Raw genomic sequence first — 16,412 nt, 5'->3', positions numbered from 1 at the left:
CAGTAATATGATTGCTATTGTGAATTATGGTATGGGGAACTTAAGGAGTGTTCAAAAAGCCTTTGAGACTGTAGGTTTGGAGGCTGTAGTGACCCATGATCCTGAGGTGTTGAAAGCGTCTGAAGGCATTGTGATACCAGGAGTAGGTGCTTTTTATGACGCAATGGAAAATATAAAAACATTAAATTTAGAGGAAAGTATTTTAGAAGAAGTAAGTAAAGGAAAACCTTTTCTTGGCATCTGTCTTGGTATGCAAATTTTATTTGATCATGGTTACGAAGTGGAGAAGTGTCAAGGACTAGGATTAGTTGAAGGGGACATTGTTAAAATTCCCGAGGGAAGAAAAGTTCCTCACATGGGATGGAACCAGCTAAATATAAATCAGGAAAGTGCTATTTTAAAAGGGATTACACCAGGAACGAATTTTTATTTTGTTCATTCTTATTATGCAAAGTGTCATCAAGATGTGGTGGTTGCATCTACAGATTACAAAATGGATATTCCAGCAATTGTACAAAAAGATAATGTATGGGGAATACAATTTCATCCTGAAAAGAGTGGAAAATCAGGATTAAAGATTTTAAAGAATTTTGGGGAGTTGATTTAGTGTTAGTATATCCAGCAATAGATATTAAAGATGGGAAATGTGTAAGGCTGACCCAGGGGAAAAAGGATGAGGAAACGATTTACTTTGAAAAACCTGAGGATGTGGCTCAGCAGTGGGAAAGTAAAGGGGCAAAAATTTTACATGTAGTTGATTTGGATGGAGCTTTTGATGGTGTATCAAAAAACTTACCAGTGATAAAAAAGATTGTTGACGCTGTAAATATTCCAATTCAGGTTGGTGGTGGTATACGAAGCTTAGCATCCATTAAAGGTTTATTAGATGTAGGAGTAAGCAAGGTGATTCTTGGAACAAAAGCACTACAAGATAAAGAGATGTTAAAAGAGGCAGTTAATTTATACAAAGATAAAATCGTTGTATCTATTGATGCCCATAACGGATTTGTTGCAGTAGATGGCTGGGTTAAAACTAGTGAGGTATCCGCAGTTGAGTTTGCAAAGGAAGTTCAGGAAATTGGGGTTAAAACCATTGTTTATACGGATATAGCAAGAGATGGGATGATGAAAGGACCAAATTTCGAATCCATTGCGCATTTAAAGAAACAAGTAGATATAGATATTATTGCTTCTGGTGGGGTGTCCTGTCCGGAGGACCTAACGAAGTTAAAAGAGATAGATGTTGCTGGTGCCATTGTTGGAAAAGCATTATACGAGGGTAAAGTAGATCTAGAAAAGCTGGAGGTGATCTAGGTGCTAACGAAAAGAATTATTCCATGTTTAGATGTAAACAAAGGACGGGTTGTAAAAGGTGTAAATTTTGTAAACCTGGTGGATGCTGGGGATCCTGTAGAGATTGCTAAGGCCTATAATGAAGCTGGGGCAGATGAATTAGTATTTCTTGATATAACCGCTTCAAATGAAGAAAGGGATATTATAATGGATGTTGTTACAAAAACAGCGGAACAAGTATTTATTCCCCTAACCGTTGGTGGAGGCATAAGAAGTGTAGATGATTTTCGTCGCGTACTAAAGGCCGGTGCAGACAAAGTCTCTATTAACTCTGCGGCAGTAAGTAATCCTGAAATTATTAGGGATTGTGCAAAGCTTTTTGGTACCCAAGCAGTGGTGATTGCTATTGATGTAAAGCGTCAAGAGGATGGGAGCTACCATGTATATGTGAAAGGTGGTAGAGAAGACACAGGCTTAGAGGCTGTATCTTGGGCGAAAAAGGTGGCTGATTTAGGTGCTGGTGAGATTCTTTTAACAAGTATGGATAGAGACGGCACAAAGGCTGGTTATGATTTAGAGATTACAAAATTGATTAGCGAAGCAGTTAATATTCCTGTCATTGCTTCTGGTGGTGCTGGTAAAAAAGAAGACTTTTTAGAAGCATTTACAAAAGGAAAAGCAGATGCTGCTTTAGCGGCTTCATTATTTCATTTTAAAGAGATTGGCATTAACGAGCTAAAGGATTATTTAAAGGAAAATGATATAGAAATAAGAAAGTAGGTGCCGGGGAATGGACGTAAAAATAGAAGAAATTCAATTTAATCGTGATGGACTAGTACCAGCGATTGTACAAGAATCAAAGACAAAAGAAGTACTTATGTTGGCTTATATGAATGAAGCTTCCTTAAGAAAAACCATAGAGACGAAAAAAACATGGTTTTGGAGTAGAAGTCGAGGCCAACTTTGGAATAAGGGAGAGTCATCTGGACATTTTCAGCACGTCAAAAGCATTAAATATGACTGTGATGGGGATACACTTTTGGTTGAGGTAGACCAAGTAGGGGTTGCCTGTCATACTGGAGAAAAAAATTGTTTTTTTAAAGATTTGATGAAGGCAGATGAAGAGAAAAATATTGATATAACGATTTTAGAAAAAGTGTACAACGTAATAAAAGATAGAAAAGAAAACCCAAAAGAAGGGTCTTACACAAATTATCTTTTTGAAAAAGGAATTGATAAGATTCTCAAAAAAGTAGGGGAAGAAAATGCAGAAGTGATTATAGCCGCAAAAAACCCTGAAAAAGAAGAGTTAGTTTATGAGGCATCGGATTTAATGTATCATTTATTTGTATTATTAAATGAGCGTGAAATACCACTAGAAGAAATTTATAAAGAGTTAGCTAAGCGAACAAAGTAAGGTAAATAGAAGAAGGAAAAGCTACTGGAAAGTAGAAAGTTGGAAAGTTGGAAAGTTGGAAAGTGGAAAGACAAAACCAAGGTTCTTCATCGCTTATTAACGATAATGAAGAACCTTGGTTTATTTTAATTTTTAAAAAAGTTGTAGAGGCCAATTCATTCGCCGAATGGTGGAAAGTTGGAAAGTGGAAAAAGTTTTAACAATTGTTAAACCGTAGTTAAACGGTTGTTCAACCATTGTTTAACCATTGCTTGACGATCGTTCTACTTAAACCATTGTTTAACTATTGATCCACTATCGTAATCGGTAGAGGCGAATTCATTCGCAGAACGGCGGAAAGTTGGACAGTAGAAAGTTGGAAAGGTAAAGTCAAAAGCGAGATTCTGTACTGCACTTCTGAGAAGCTTTCTACAAGAAATCTTCAAATGAATTCGAAGCTATTCTCAGAATAGCAGGATGATGGAAATGGGGAAGTCATGCTGAACTACGGTGAAGCATCTCGGTTTTGACTTTAAATTGAATAGTTTCATCATACATAAAAAGGAGCACCTATTTTCATATAGGTACTCCTTTTTAATATATTTTTGTATTCTAAATCCTATGCGTCAGCTTCGCTTTCTTCTTGTTCTGGTGTTTTCTTTTCGCTTTTAGCTAATCCAAATACAACAAGGACAATAGCCATGAAAGCGATAGTAAGAACGTTACCTAAAGTAATAACAGGTGCGAAAGCTACTTGATCTTTAAATGTATCAACTAAACCTGCAACCATAACAACTGCGATAGCAACTGGTACTACGTATTTAATGAATACGTCAAACCACGTACCTAGAACAATAGCAGATTTGTTTCTGTTTGCTTCTTCTCTTGTTCTTTTAGCAGTCCAAACATATCCTGCAAATATTGCAGTTAATAAACCACCAAATGGTAGTAAAATACTTTCTTGAACAAAGTCTAAGAAGTCAAAGAAGTTAAAGCCGATGATTGAAAAATCAGCCCATCTTCCGTTAGAAAGACTTGCAGGGATACCAAGTAAAAAGATAAGTGAACCAATTACTAATGATGCTTTTCTTCTTGACCAACCTTTTTCATCGATTACCCATGCTACAACAACCTCTAATAAAGAGATCGCGGATGTAACTGCAGCAACAGAAAGTAATAAGAAAAATGCACCACCAAATAAAAGACCTAAAGGCATTTCTGCAAATACTGCTGGTAGTGTAATAAATGCTAATCCAGCACCAGCATCTGCTTCAAATCCTAAAGCAAAAACTGCTGGGAAAATAGCTAAACCTGCAATGATAGCAACACCTGTATCTAAACCAACAACCCATCCAGCGTTGTCATTGATGTTTTCTTTGTCACTTAAGTAACTTCCATATGTGATCATACATCCCATACCTAAACTAAGGGTAAAGAACGCTTGCCCAACAGCACTTAGTAAGGATTGAGCAGTTATTTGACTAAAGTCAGGGTTTAGGTAATATGCAATACCTTCTCCAGCGCCTTCTAGTGTTACAGATCTGAAAACAAGTAGTACAAGTAAAACAAATAAAGCTGGCATTAAAACCTTAACTGTTCTTTCAATACCTTTTACAACACCAGCGCCAATAATTCCTAAGGTAATAGCCATAAATGCAAAGTGCCATAATAGTGGTGACCAGTCGCTGCTAATATGACCAACAAAAGTGTCAGCAAAATCTGTACCTGCGCCTAGTCCTCCGGTTACTGTTTTAAAGAAGTAAGATAATGACCAACCTCCAACAACGGAGTAGAAAGAAAGAATAACAAATCCTGCGATAACACCAAGGGATCCTGCAATCCACCAAGGTGTTTTTGGAGCTAACTGTTTAAATGCACCAATTGCATTCTTATGTGTTTTTTGACCAAGGGTCATTTCAGTAACCATCATAGGATAACCAATAAGAGCGATTATAAATAAATAAATAATTACAAAAGCAGCCCCACCATTCTCTCCTACGACGTATGGGAATCTCCAAATGTTTCCAAGTCCAACGGCTGAACCAGCAGCAGCTAGAATGAAAGCAATTTTAGAACCCCACTGTTCTCTTTGCTTTGTTTCATTCAAGTTCATACAATGTACCTCCTTTTTAATTTTTGCAAACTAAATTGAATAGGATAAAAATATATTTAAAGTATATTTTTAAGTAAAACAAAATAGCCACATAAATGTGAATTTTTAGAAAATTCAATATATATTTTTATATACTTAAATATTATATACGGATAATGATTATTATGCAAGATAATTTTTTTACAAAAGTCGTATTTTGTCATTTTTTCTAGATGGGATTGAAAAAATCAAATAAAATAGAAGATTGATTTTAAATTGTATTAATTTACATCAATTATTTTTTAGTTAATTGTCTTACACCTTTATGCCATTTCCGTAAAGATTATTGTTATAAATATTCCTAGTTTATTTTAAATATGATACAAATTTATGTATTGAAGGTTAAAAAAAATAAGGGTGTGCATGGAAGCACACCCTTAAAAACATATTCTAAACGTTATCTGCTTCTTCTAACTCCGAAGTCTGTTGTTTTTTCTCATGTTTTGAAATGCCATGTATAACTAGTACAACAACCATAAAGACAATAGTAAGTACATTTCCCAATGTAATCACTGGTACGAAGTCTACGCTATCCTTAAAGATATCAACTAATCCAGCAATCATAACAACTGCAATTGCAATTGGGGATACGTATTTTATTAATATATCAAACCATTTTCCAAGTACAATATTTGATTTATTTTTATTTGCTGCTTCTCTTGTTCTTTTAGCTGTCCATACATAACCTGCAAATATTGCTGTTAACAGACCTGCTAAAGGTAATAGAATTGCTTCTTGGAAGAAGTCTAAAAAGTCAAAGAAGTTAAATCCAAGCATTGTAAAGTCTGCCCATCTACCATTTGAAAGACTGGCTGGTACTCCAAGTAAAAATATAAGTGTTCCTATTACTAATGATGCTTTTCTTCTTGACCAGCCCTTTTCGTCAATTACCCAAGAAACAACAACTTCAAGTAATGAGATCGCGGAAGTAACAGCTGCAACGGATAATAGAAGGAAGAAAGCACCTCCGAAAACAGCGCCTAAAGGCATTTCTGCAAATACTGCTGGAAGTGTTATGAATGCTAAACCTGCTCCAGCATCTGGTGTGCCACCTAAAGCAAATACCGCTGGGAATATAGCTAAACCAGCTAGCAATGCAACACCTGTGTCAAGACCTAAAACCCAACCAGCATTGTCATTAATATTTTCTTCGTCGCTTAAGTAACTACCATAAGTGATCATGGCTCCCATACCTAAACTTAAAGTAAAGAATGCTTGTCCTACTGCTGTTAAAATGGACTGTGCAGTTATTTGACTAAAATCAGGGCTTAGGTAGTAGTTGATTCCTGCCCCTGCACCTTCAAGTGTTACTGATCTAAAAACAAGTAATACAAGCAGTACGAATAATGCAGGCATTAAAACCTTAACCGTTCTTTCAATTCCTTTAACAACTCCGGCAGCGATAATACCTAACGTTAATCCCATAAATATAAAGTGCCATAGCAATGGACCCCAATCACTAGTAATGTGACCGATAAAAGTATCTGCAAAATCTGTTCCTGTTCCCAATGAACCAGTAATTGTTTTAAAGAAGTAGGATAAAGACCAACCACCAACAACTGAATAGAAGGAAAGGATAACAAATGCAGCAATAACGCCAAGTGCTCCTGGTATCCACCAAGGTGTGTTTGGTGCTAATGCCTTAAATGCGCCAATAGGATTTTTGTGATGTTTTTGTCCAATAGTCATTTCTGTAACCATCATTGGATATCCAATTAGTGCAATAATAAATAAGTAAATAATAACAAATGCGGCCCCTCCGTTTTCGCCAACTACATAAGGGAAACGCCATATGTTTCCTAGACCAACAGCTGAACCAGCAGCCGCTAGTATGAAAGCAAGTTTAGATCCCCATTGCTCCCTTTTTTTTGTTTCGTTTAAGTTCATGATGTACCTCCTTAAGGTGATATTTTTTACAAAACAATTTAAAATCCAATAAGTATGAAACATCGGACAAATTTGAATGTTTTGAAAATTTAAATTAAAGACGTTCTCATTATAAACGTACCCGGGGTATTTTGCAAGGAAAAAGTCGAAATTTGTTTTTTGGTAAAAATTAATATTACTTAATAAAAAAAATTGAACCCATACAGATGTATAAATATACGATCATTCATTTTAGGTTGAGACAATTAAACTAGTATAGAGCTTAAGTAAGAAAATTTAGTTATTAAATTGTATAGTTATTCTATACAATTTAATAAAGTAATCGCAAAATTGAAACAAACAAAAAATCTTTAATTGAAAAATAAAGTTACTTTTATATAGTGATATTAAACATTTGACTAAGTTAGTCCCAATTAAATAATCCTTTATGGGTAAAAAAAGAGGAAATTGGGAATATACATACAATAGTATTAAATAGCATATAGAAAACCATTAAAGGTTTTAATCATTTATTTAAAGGAGTGAGCATGATGGAACTGTATATAGACACGGCCAATATAGACGAAATAAGGGAAGTTGCAAGCTGGGGAATTTTATCAGGAGTAACAACAAACCCTTCTTTAATTGCTAAAGAAGGAAGGGATCTGAAACAGGTTATTAAAGAGATTACTACAATTGTAAAAGGTCCTGTTAGTGCGGAAGGAATTGCCCAAGAAGCAGAAGAGATGATCAAGGAAGGCAGGGAACTAGCCACCATTCATGAAAATGTTGTTGTTAAAATTCCAATGACAGAAGAAGGATTAAAAGCTGTCTCTAAGCTTAATGAATTAGGGATTAAAACAAATGTGACCTTGGTGTTTTCTGCAAACCAAGCCTTGCTGGCAGCAAGGGCTGGCGCAACATATGTTAGTCCATTTTTAGGTAGGATGGATGATATGGGTCAAAATGGGGTGTATTTAATAGAAGAGATTGTTGATATATTTAATATTCACGGCATTAACACTAAGATAATTGCCGCTAGTATCCGTCACACTTCTCACATGACTGATGCAGCAAAGGCTGGTGCCCATATTTCAACTATTCCATACAGTGTATTTAAACAAGGTGTAAAACACCCACTAACAGATATAGGCATAGAGAAATTTCTCAAAGATTGGAATTCGGCTCATTGACACCTTGTACTAAGTTGCATATACTATAGTAAGATAAAAAACAATAGGATGAAGAATGAGGAGGAATTGGGTTGGATCGTAATTTAGCAATTGACTTAGTAAGGGTTACAGAAACTGCTTCTTTGGGTGCAGCTAAGCACTTAGGTAGAGGAAATAAAATCGCAGCGGATCAAGCTGGGGTTGATGGTATGCGTAAAATGTTCGATACTTTAGATATAGAGGGTGTTGTCGTAATTGGTGAAGGTGAGATGGACGAAGCACCTATGCTTTATATTGGCGAAGTTGTAGGAGCAAAAGGTGAAGGATCAACAAAAGTAGACATCGCTGTAGACCCAGTTGAAGGGACTAATGCCGTAGCTAAAGGAACACCTAATGCGATTGCAGTAGTGGCAATGGCGCCAAGAGGATGTTTATTAAATGCACCTGACATGTATATGGATAAAATAGCCGTTGGACCAAAAGCAGCAGGACGAGTACATATAAATCATTCAGTTACTGAAAACTTAAAAGCAACTGCAGAGGCCTTAGGTAAAAGTATTGATGATTTAACGGTTACTATATTAGATCGACCAAGACATGAAGCAACAATAAGAGAGTGTAGAGAGGCTGGAGCTAGAATTAAGCTATTTAGTGACGGAGACGTAGCAACTGCTTTAGCAACATGCTTTGACCATACTGGCATTGATATTATGCTTGGTATTGGAGGGGCTCCAGAAGGGGTAATCGCAGCAGCTGCAATGAAGTGTATGGGTGGCGATTTCCAAGGGAAACTAGTGCCATTTACAGATGAGGAAAGAGAAAGATGTATAAAAATGGGAGTAGATGTTAATAAAGTCCTATATATGAACGACTTAGTTAAAGGCGATGAAGCGTACTTTGCTGCTACAGGAATCTCTGATGGGGATTTATTAAAAGGTGTTGTATATACAGGAAATGGCACTGCTAGAACTCACTCTTTAGTGATGCGTTCAGAGACGGGAACCATTCGATTTATAGAGGCAATTCATAAGTTAAACAAAAAACCTGAGTATGCATATTAATTTAAATAATATAAGGACAAAGGCTACTTTGTCCTTATAAATCCAGGGGGTGCTGGTTTGGATTTAACCGATATTGAAAGTAAAAAGCTACAAGAAATAAGGGACATCGCAAAAGAGATGGGGATCAAGAACATTGGTCGGTACAAAAAAGCTGAACTCATTGAACAGATTTCCCAGGAGGATAAAAAAATGAACCAACAGAAGCAGGTATTACCTCAACGATTGACAGATGAGTTGCCTCAAAGTGGGGAAGTAGAGATTGTTGAAGGGATATTGGAAATCCATCAAGATGGATATGGTTTTCTAAGGCGACAAAATTATCTATCCAGCGAAAATGATATTTATATTTCGCCTTCACAAATTCGCAAGTTTAATATGCGTACCGGTGATAAAATAACAGGGATTACACGTCCACCAAAAAGTGGTGAAAAATTTAAAGCTCTTCTTTATGTAAAGAAAATCAATGATCAAAGTCCAGAATCCGCCATTCGCAGACCAAACTTTGAAGACCTTACCCCGATATATCCCAAGGAAAGAATTAATTTAGAAAAAAGTGCTACCGACTTAGCTCCCCGATTGATTGACTTAATTGCACCAATCGGAAAAGGGCAAAGGGGTGTTATTGTTGCGCCACCGAAAGCTGGTAAAACAATTTTAATGAAGAAGATTGCAAACAGTGTAGCAGAAAATTATCCCGATGTAGAAATTTTAGTGTTATTGATTGACGAAAGACCAGAAGAAGTTACAGATATGCAAAGGTCCATTAATGGAGAAGTGATTTACTCTACCTTTGATGAGTTGCCAAGTCACCATATTAAAGTAGCTGAAATGGTTTTAAATCGAGCACAAAGGTTAGTGGAACATGGTAAAGATGTATTTATTTTATTGGATTCTATTACTAGGCTAGCAAGGGCGTACAACCTTACGATCCCGACTTCAGGACGAACATTATCTGGGGGATTAGACCCAGCAGCACTGCATAAGCCTAAACGATTTTTCGGTGCAGCCCGTAACCTAGAAGAGGGTGGTAGCTTGACCATAATTGCCACAGCTCTTGTGGAAACAGGCAGTCGTATGGATGATGTTATCTTTGAGGAGTTTAAAGGTACTGGAAATATGGAACTACATTTAGATAGAAAGCTATCTGAAAAGAGAATATTCCCAGCAGTAGATATTAATAAATCTGGTACTAGAAGAGAAGAGTTATTATTGAGTCAGACAGAAATGGAAGCGGTACTTAATATTCGTAGAGCACTAGGTAACTTCCCTGTACAAGAGATAACGGAGAAAATTATCAATATGCTTATGAAGAGTAAGAAAAATACAGAATTGATAGAGATGATCAGAAAAACAATATAACAAATAATTTGTTGTGTTAATCTTTCAATTAAGATATAGTAGATAATAGCGTTACTATTACATTATGTTGCTCAGAAGATATAATCTTTAAATTCTGTTGCAAGGCTATATGCCTTATGCTATAATGTAGTAGTTAAATTTGAATATGCCTTATTTTAATATAGAGCTTTTCATAGAAAGAGGTGAATAGTGTGAAAGAAGGAATCCATCCAAATTACAAAGAAGTAGAAGTACATTGTGCTTGTGGAAACAGTTTCAAAACTGGTTCAACAAATGATGAAATCAGAGTAGAAATCTGTTCAGAATGTCATCCATTCTATACTGGTAAACAAAAGAGTATGGAAAAAGGTGGACGTGTTGAGAAATTCAAAAAGAAATTCAATATGTAAGGTTAGAAATTATTTTCTAACCTTTTTATTTGCTTTGTAAAAATAAAGTTGCATCCAAATATGTATTATTAAACACATAGACTGTTGGAAATTTTCAGCGGTCTAAAGTTTTCTTAGGGGGAGAAGAGAATATGGTTGACATAATGGAGTATTCTCAAATTGGAAGCATAGAAATGATTGTTGGGCCAATGTATGCTGGAAAGAGTGAAGAGTTGCTTAGAAGGGTAAATCGAGCGAAAATTGCAGGACTAAAAGTATTGCTTTTTAAACCTGGAATTGATGATCGATATACATTGGATAGTGTTGCATGCCACAGTGGTAAAACAATGAAATGTGTCCCTGTTGAATCTGCTAAGGAAGTTAGAGAATACATAAAAGACGCAGCCTACGATGTGCTTGCAATAGATGAAGTACAATTTTTAGGTGAAGATATAATTGAAGTCTGTAAGGAAGCTGCTGATAGCGGTAAGCGAGTAATTTGTTCAGGATTAGACATGGATTTTAAAGGGGGAGCTTTTCAAATTGTCCCCGAAATAATGGCCATAGCAGAGCAGGTGACGAAGTTAACAGCTATATGTATGGTGTGTAAAAAACCAGCAACGAGGACTCAACGACTTGTAAATGGACAACCTGCTAAATATAGTGATCCAATTATTATGGTAGGAGCAGAAGAAAGTTACGAGGCTAGATGTCGTAGATGTCATGAGGTAAGAGTGTAAATTTTAATATATCCTTGCTTAGACTCAGTATTTATCTGTGAAGATTAAAACGAAATCTAATCAATTCATTTAGACTAGGATTTATAAATTCTATGTCTATTTTTTTTGAAAAAACACAAACTAAAAAAAAGTCTCTTTAAAAAATAAGATAAATGCATAATTTAATTTAGTGGGAGGGACCTCAGATAGAATTATGCAATTTACTTAGTCATATTAAAGAGTGGTTGGAGTGTTGTGTATTGAATTGGAATAGTTTTATAAGAATAATTTTATTAGTTTTGACTATTCTGGTGTCAGCTTTTTTTTCCGCCTCGGAAACTGCATTAATGGCAATTAGCAAAATTAGATTAAGAAATTTAGCCTATGAAAAAGATAAAAAAGCTGCTTTAGTAGTAAAGTTACTAAAAGAACCTAATAGACTCTTAAGTACAATCTTGATAGGAAATAATATTGTTAATATTGCTGGTGCTGCTATTGCGACTTCTTTAGCAATTGATCTGTATGGAGAAAAGGGAGTGCTTGTTGCGACCTTAGCAATGACAATATTAGTATTGGTATTTGCAGAGATAACCCCTAAATCATGGGCTGTACAAAGTGCGGAAAAGGTAGCTTTTAAAATTATTAACCCAATGAATATTATCGTTAAAGGGTTAAATCCAATTGTTGATATTTTTAATATATTTACAAGAATGCTAATGAAAACTATGGGCATTAAAAAGCAAGCTGAGTCCCCTTTTATAACTGAGGATGAATTAAGAACTGTCGTTACCATGAGTCAAGAAGAGGGTATACTTGAAATTCATGAAAAGGAAATGATTCATAAAGTATTTGAGTTTGGAGACATGAAAATAAAGGATGTTATGGTTCAGAGAACTGAGATTAGAGCTGTTGATATAGATGAACCTATTGTAGAAATTTTTGAAAAAATTAAAAACAAAAGGTTTTCTCGATACCCTGTATACAAAGGAGAAATTGATAATATTATTGGAGTACTAAATATAAAGGACTTAATCTTTAGGGAAAATAAAGAAACCTTAGACTTAGAAGCATTCTTGAGAGAACCATTTTACACTTATGAGTACCGAAAAACCGTAGACTTGTTTAAGGACATGAAAAGGAATATGGCCCACATTGCGATTGTGTTAGATGAATATGGTGGAACTGCGGGGATTGTTACTTTAGAGGACTTAATTGAAGAAATTGTTGGAGAAATTAAAGATGAGTATGATGAAAGTGAAGCTGAAGTACAAAAAATATCAGAAGAGGAATATATAGTAAAGGGAAGCGCGAAAATTAGTTTAGTAAACGAAATTGTTGGAATAAACATAGAGTCGGAAAATTTTGATTCTGTTGGTGGGGTTATTATTGGTGAACTATCTAGGTTTCCAAGACAAGGTGAATACATTTCTTTGGATAATATTAAATTAATAGCTGAAGAAACAGAGGGGAAGAAAATAAAAAGAGTAAAAATCCTAAAGACAAAAAAACTATAAAAGAGATGATTTTCAATATATTTTAGAAAATCATCTCTTTTATTTAACAAAGAATCGGAAGTAGCTATACCAATCACTTTTTGACTTTGGTGGTTCAGTATTTTTCATTTAAATTATCAACGCTCCTTTGACTATTTTCTTTAGTGTAATTTTAGAAATCTGAAATAGGGTTTTTGTTATACTTCAAACTATTTTCCAACATATTTTACTACTTGAATTGAAACTGTGATTGGTAGGAAGCTACCGGATTCTTTTGTATTATATATATACCAGGAATAAGCTTGTCTAATCACTTTTTTTATAAAAAAGTTAAATTTTTTTACAATTTAGAATATCTAACCCGATACTTATTGAAAAATGCGGAATGAATAATATAGTTATTACGTTATCCTGTGAGAAAAGGAGGATCCGGACTTAAACTTTTTCTTTCCACTTTACAACTTTCTGTCATACTGAACGTTAGTGAAGTATCTAGGGTTTGCCTTTAAGGTCTTGAGATTCTTCGCCTACAGCTCATAAGCAGATGACCAAAAAGTAGTTTTGTGTCAGTCGCTTACACAGAGAGGAATGACATCAAAAAAGCGAATACAAAGATTACCCTGTATACTTAAGATGATAGAAGCTTGTAATGTAACATCGTAGTTAAGTGGTTAAGTGTAGAGGTGAATTCATTCGCCGGAACTAGTTAGTTAAGAAAACTAAGATTCTCTAATTGTACTCAAGATGACAGTTTGTTAGTAGATAACAAAGCTAAAACCTAAGACAGTCTGTTTAATCATTGGCATAGACATAAAAATTAGGTTATAATAAAAGAAAGTGTTAAAAAGAGAGGAACGATAAAATGGCAAATTCAAATATAAAAAGTGTAGGGGGTCAAGCACTTATTGAAGGGGTTATGATGCGAGGGCCAAAAGATATTGCCATGGCTGTAAGAAAGCCTGACAATGGGATTGAAGTAAAAAAGCAGGCAGTCTCAAATGTAGTGCAACGACACAAAGGATTAAAACTTCCTATTGTTAGAGGTGGATTTGCACTGATTGATTCTATGGTACTAGGGGTGCGATCTCTAATGTACTCTGCTGAAATAGCGGAAGAAGGAATACCGGTAAACGAAGAGCCAGATCGCTTTGAAAGGTTTATGCGTAAAGTTTTTAAAGAAAAAGCAGACGATGTGCTGATTTATTTTTCTGTCTTTATCGCCCTTTCCCTAGCAATACTAATATTTATGGTTAGCCCAACACTAATTTCTGGGGTGTTAACACGGTTCGTTGATCGGGGAATAGTTCTCAGTATGATAGAGGGGATTATAAGGCTGGTTATGTTTATAATATATATCGTAGCAATTTCTAGGTTGGAGGATATACAGCGAGTTTTTCAATACCATGGTGCTGAACATAAAGCGATTTACTGCTATGAGCAAGGGGATGAATTAACCGTTGAAAATGCAAGAAAATATACGACATTACACCCAAGATGTGGTACTAGTTTCTTATTTATCGTAATGATGGTTAGTATCATTGTATTTTCCCTGATTAGCTGGCAAGGTGTGTTTATGCGAGTGGCTTTACGTATAGCTTTACTTCCGCTTGTGGCAGGCATATCCTATGAAGTGATTAAATATGCTGGTAAAAGTCAATCTCCAGTTATGAAACTAGTAAGTTTCCCTGGAATGATGATGCAAAAGCTAACCACAAAGGAGCCGGATGACAGTCAACTTGAGGTTGCCTTAGAAGCTTTAAAAAGTGCATTAGGGGATGATGAGGAAATTCCTTTAGCTTAAATCTTAATATTATTGATTTAATAAACTGAGCTTGAGTTTAACTTAAGCTCAGTTTTGTTTTGTAATCCTAAGTGTAAACGAAGGATTGCGATTTTAACAATGGTTCAACAATGGTTTAACAATGGTTTAACAATGGTTCAACAATCGTTCAACTATGGCTCAACACTGAACGTAAGTGAAGTATCTAGATTTTGACTTTCCTTTCCAACTAACCAACTAACCAACTGTCCAACTTTCCAACTTTCCACTATACTGAACGCCAGTGAAGTATCTCGGGTTTGTCTTGGGGGTCTGAGATTCTTCGCCAAAGCTCATAAGCAGATGACCGAAGAGAAGTTTCGTGTCAGTCGCTTACACAGAGAGGAATGACAACCATGAAAGATAACCTGATATTCATAGTAAAATCTATATAGTTGGTACTTGTCATACTGAACGCCAGTGAAGTATCTCGTTTTTGACTTTCCCCTTTCCCCTTTCCCCTTTCTACTTTCCAACTTTCCACTATACTGAACGTCAGTGAAGTATCTAGATTTTGACTTTCCTCTTTCTACTTTCCAACTTTCCAACTGTCCAACTTTCCAACTAACCAACTAACCAACTGTCCAACTAATCAACTATCAGAAAATTACAACAATATAAGTTTTACATATTCTTTACACAAATCGACATTTTTTATGGTACAATAATTTAGGTGTTAAAATTGTTTAAGAAAGATAATTTGAGGGAGGATGACTTATGAAAAAAATCGCCATAGTTTTGGTGGGAGTATTATTAATGCTATCTTTAGTAGCGTGTACAGGTGGGAGCAAAGAAACAGCAACGGAGATTACTAAATTAACAATGGGATTCGTTCCATCTAGTGATGCGGATGGTATGGCTGATACAGTAAAACCATTAGAGGCAAAACTTAGCGAAGTATTAGGTGTGCCAGTAGAAGCACAAATTATGGTGGATTACACAGCTTTGGTTGAAGGTATGAGAACACAACATGTAGACATTGGATTCTTACCACCTTTTGGATTTGTACAAGCTGAAGAAAGAGCTAACGTTGAAGTTATTCTTAAATCAGTAAGACACGGATCAAGTTCATACAAAGCACAATATAACGTAAGAGCAGATTCTGATATTGAAACAATAGAAGATTTAGCAGAAATGGAAGGATTAGTTTGGGCATATGCAGACCCAACATCAACTTCTGGATTCCTATTCCCAGCGTCTCAATTAATGGATTTAGGTGTAGAAGATCTTGATAGACACTTTCAACATATAAACACTCAGTCCCACGACAATGCTTTAATTGCCCTGTATGAAGGTGAAGCAGATGTAGCAACAACTTTTGATGATGCGCGTACAAGGATTGAAGGGGATTATCCAGATGCATTAGAAAAGATTAGAGTGCTTGGTTACACAGAACCAATTCCAAATGATACAATTTCAGTTCGTTCAGAATTACCTGAAGAGTGGAAAACAAAAATTACAGAAGCTTTCCTAAACTTTAACGATGATGAAGAAATGATTGCTGTTATGGATCAAGTATATCAATGGTCTGGCATTGAAGAAGCAGCTTCAGAAGACTATGATATTGTAAGAGAAACTTATGCAAGATTTGAAGAACAATTAAGCAACTAATAAAATAATTACAAAATAGTAGATAGAGAGAGGAAGCGATTCTTCTCTCTATTTGTGAGAAGATAAGAAGTTTCAAAAATTACACAATAGAAAGTTGAGGCCC

The 16,412-nt window shown here is 35.4% G+C and carries 15 protein-coding genes; 13 read left to right on the top strand and 2 right to left on the bottom strand.

The annotated features are described in order from the left end of the window. Window positions 1-7: 7 nt before the first annotated feature. The 5 genes from hisH to RH915_RS09595 are packed head-to-tail and all read left to right on the top strand — an operon-like array spanning window position 8 to window position 2,910. On the top strand, window positions 8-607 hold the full coding sequence (gene hisH, locus RH915_RS09615; protein WP_310479662.1) for an imidazole glycerol phosphate synthase subunit HisH: 600 nt from the start codon (window positions 8-10) through the stop codon (window positions 605-607). Further along, the gene (hisA, locus tag RH915_RS09610) at window positions 607-1,314 is read left to right on the top strand and encodes a 1-(5-phosphoribosyl)-5-[(5-phosphoribosylamino)methylideneamino]imidazole-4-carboxamide isomerase (RefSeq protein ID WP_310479661.1); all 708 of its coding nucleotides are present in this window, start codon (window positions 607-609) and stop codon (window positions 1,312-1,314) included. Before hisH ends, hisA begins: the two co-directional genes overlap by 1 nt. Next, complete coding sequence (hisF, locus tag RH915_RS09605) at window positions 1,315-2,073, top strand: imidazole glycerol phosphate synthase subunit HisF (RefSeq protein ID WP_310479660.1); 759 nt, start codon at window positions 1,315-1,317, stop codon at window positions 2,071-2,073. It begins immediately after the preceding gene. A gap of 10 nt (window positions 2,074-2,083) precedes the next feature. After that, on the top strand, window positions 2,084-2,710 hold the full coding sequence (gene hisIE / locus RH915_RS09600; protein WP_310479659.1) for a bifunctional phosphoribosyl-AMP cyclohydrolase/phosphoribosyl-ATP diphosphatase HisIE: 627 nt from the start codon (window positions 2,084-2,086) through the stop codon (window positions 2,708-2,710). Window positions 2,711-2,757: 47 nt separating this feature from the next. Beyond that, window positions 2,758-2,910: a hypothetical protein gene (locus RH915_RS09595; RefSeq protein ID WP_310479658.1), complete on the top strand. Its 153-nt coding sequence runs from the start codon at window positions 2,758-2,760 to the stop codon at window positions 2,908-2,910. A gap of 398 nt (window positions 2,911-3,308) precedes the next feature. Here the strand turns inward: RH915_RS09595 and RH915_RS09590 are convergent, their stop codons facing one another. Beyond that, on the bottom strand, window positions 3,309-4,802 hold the full coding sequence (locus RH915_RS09590; RefSeq protein WP_310479656.1) for a sodium-dependent transporter: 1,494 nt from the start codon (window positions 4,800-4,802) through the stop codon (window positions 3,309-3,311). Window positions 4,803-5,231: 429 nt separating this feature from the next. After that, on the bottom strand, window positions 5,232-6,728 hold the full coding sequence (locus RH915_RS09585) for a sodium-dependent transporter (RefSeq protein WP_310479655.1): 1,497 nt from the start codon (window positions 6,726-6,728) through the stop codon (window positions 5,232-5,234). Window positions 6,729-7,258: 530 nt separating this feature from the next. Here RH915_RS09585 and fsa point away from each other — a divergent pair. The 8 genes from fsa (at window position 7,259) to RH915_RS09545 (ending at window position 16,309) form a co-directional block, all read left to right on the top strand. Beyond that, the gene (fsa, locus tag RH915_RS09580) at window positions 7,259-7,900 is read left to right on the top strand and encodes a fructose-6-phosphate aldolase (protein ID WP_310479654.1); all 642 of its coding nucleotides are present in this window, start codon (window positions 7,259-7,261) and stop codon (window positions 7,898-7,900) included. A gap of 71 nt (window positions 7,901-7,971) precedes the next feature. Beyond that, complete coding sequence (gene glpX / locus RH915_RS09575) at window positions 7,972-8,940, top strand: class II fructose-bisphosphatase (protein ID WP_310479653.1); 969 nt, start codon at window positions 7,972-7,974, stop codon at window positions 8,938-8,940. A 57-nt stretch (window positions 8,941-8,997) separates the two neighbouring features. Then, window positions 8,998-10,299 (top strand): transcription termination factor Rho, encoded by a 1,302-nt coding sequence (rho, locus tag RH915_RS09570; RefSeq protein WP_310479652.1) that lies wholly within the window; start codon window positions 8,998-9,000, stop codon window positions 10,297-10,299. Window positions 10,300-10,490: 191 nt separating this feature from the next. Beyond that, window positions 10,491-10,688 carry a 50S ribosomal protein L31 gene (rpmE, locus tag RH915_RS09565; protein WP_310479651.1) on the top strand — a complete coding sequence of 66 codons (198 nt, stop codon included), beginning with the start codon at window positions 10,491-10,493 and terminating at the stop codon, window positions 10,686-10,688. A gap of 131 nt (window positions 10,689-10,819) precedes the next feature. After that, window positions 10,820-11,407, top strand: a complete 588-nt coding sequence (locus RH915_RS09560; protein WP_310479650.1) for a thymidine kinase — start codon at window positions 10,820-10,822, stop codon at window positions 11,405-11,407. 239 nt (window positions 11,408-11,646) lie between these two features. Next, entirely contained in the window at window positions 11,647-12,900 is a 1,254-nt protein-coding gene (locus RH915_RS09555; RefSeq protein ID WP_310479648.1) for an HlyC/CorC family transporter, read from the top strand. 841 nt (window positions 12,901-13,741) lie between these two features. After that, window positions 13,742-14,680: a DUF1385 domain-containing protein gene (locus tag RH915_RS09550; protein WP_310479647.1), complete on the top strand. Its 939-nt coding sequence runs from the start codon at window positions 13,742-13,744 to the stop codon at window positions 14,678-14,680. 735 nt (window positions 14,681-15,415) lie between these two features. After that, a complete protein-coding gene (locus RH915_RS09545) occupies window positions 15,416-16,309 on the top strand; it encodes a phosphate/phosphite/phosphonate ABC transporter substrate-binding protein (RefSeq protein WP_310479646.1) in 894 nt (297 codons plus the stop codon). Window positions 16,310-16,412: the final 103 nt, after the last annotated feature.

The sequence above is a fragment of the Serpentinicella sp. ANB-PHB4 genome (assembly GCF_031432315.1).
Classification (GTDB): domain Bacteria; phylum Bacillota; class Clostridia; order Peptostreptococcales; family Natronincolaceae; genus Serpentinicella.
This window is presented reverse-complemented; position numbering and strand designations above follow the sequence as displayed.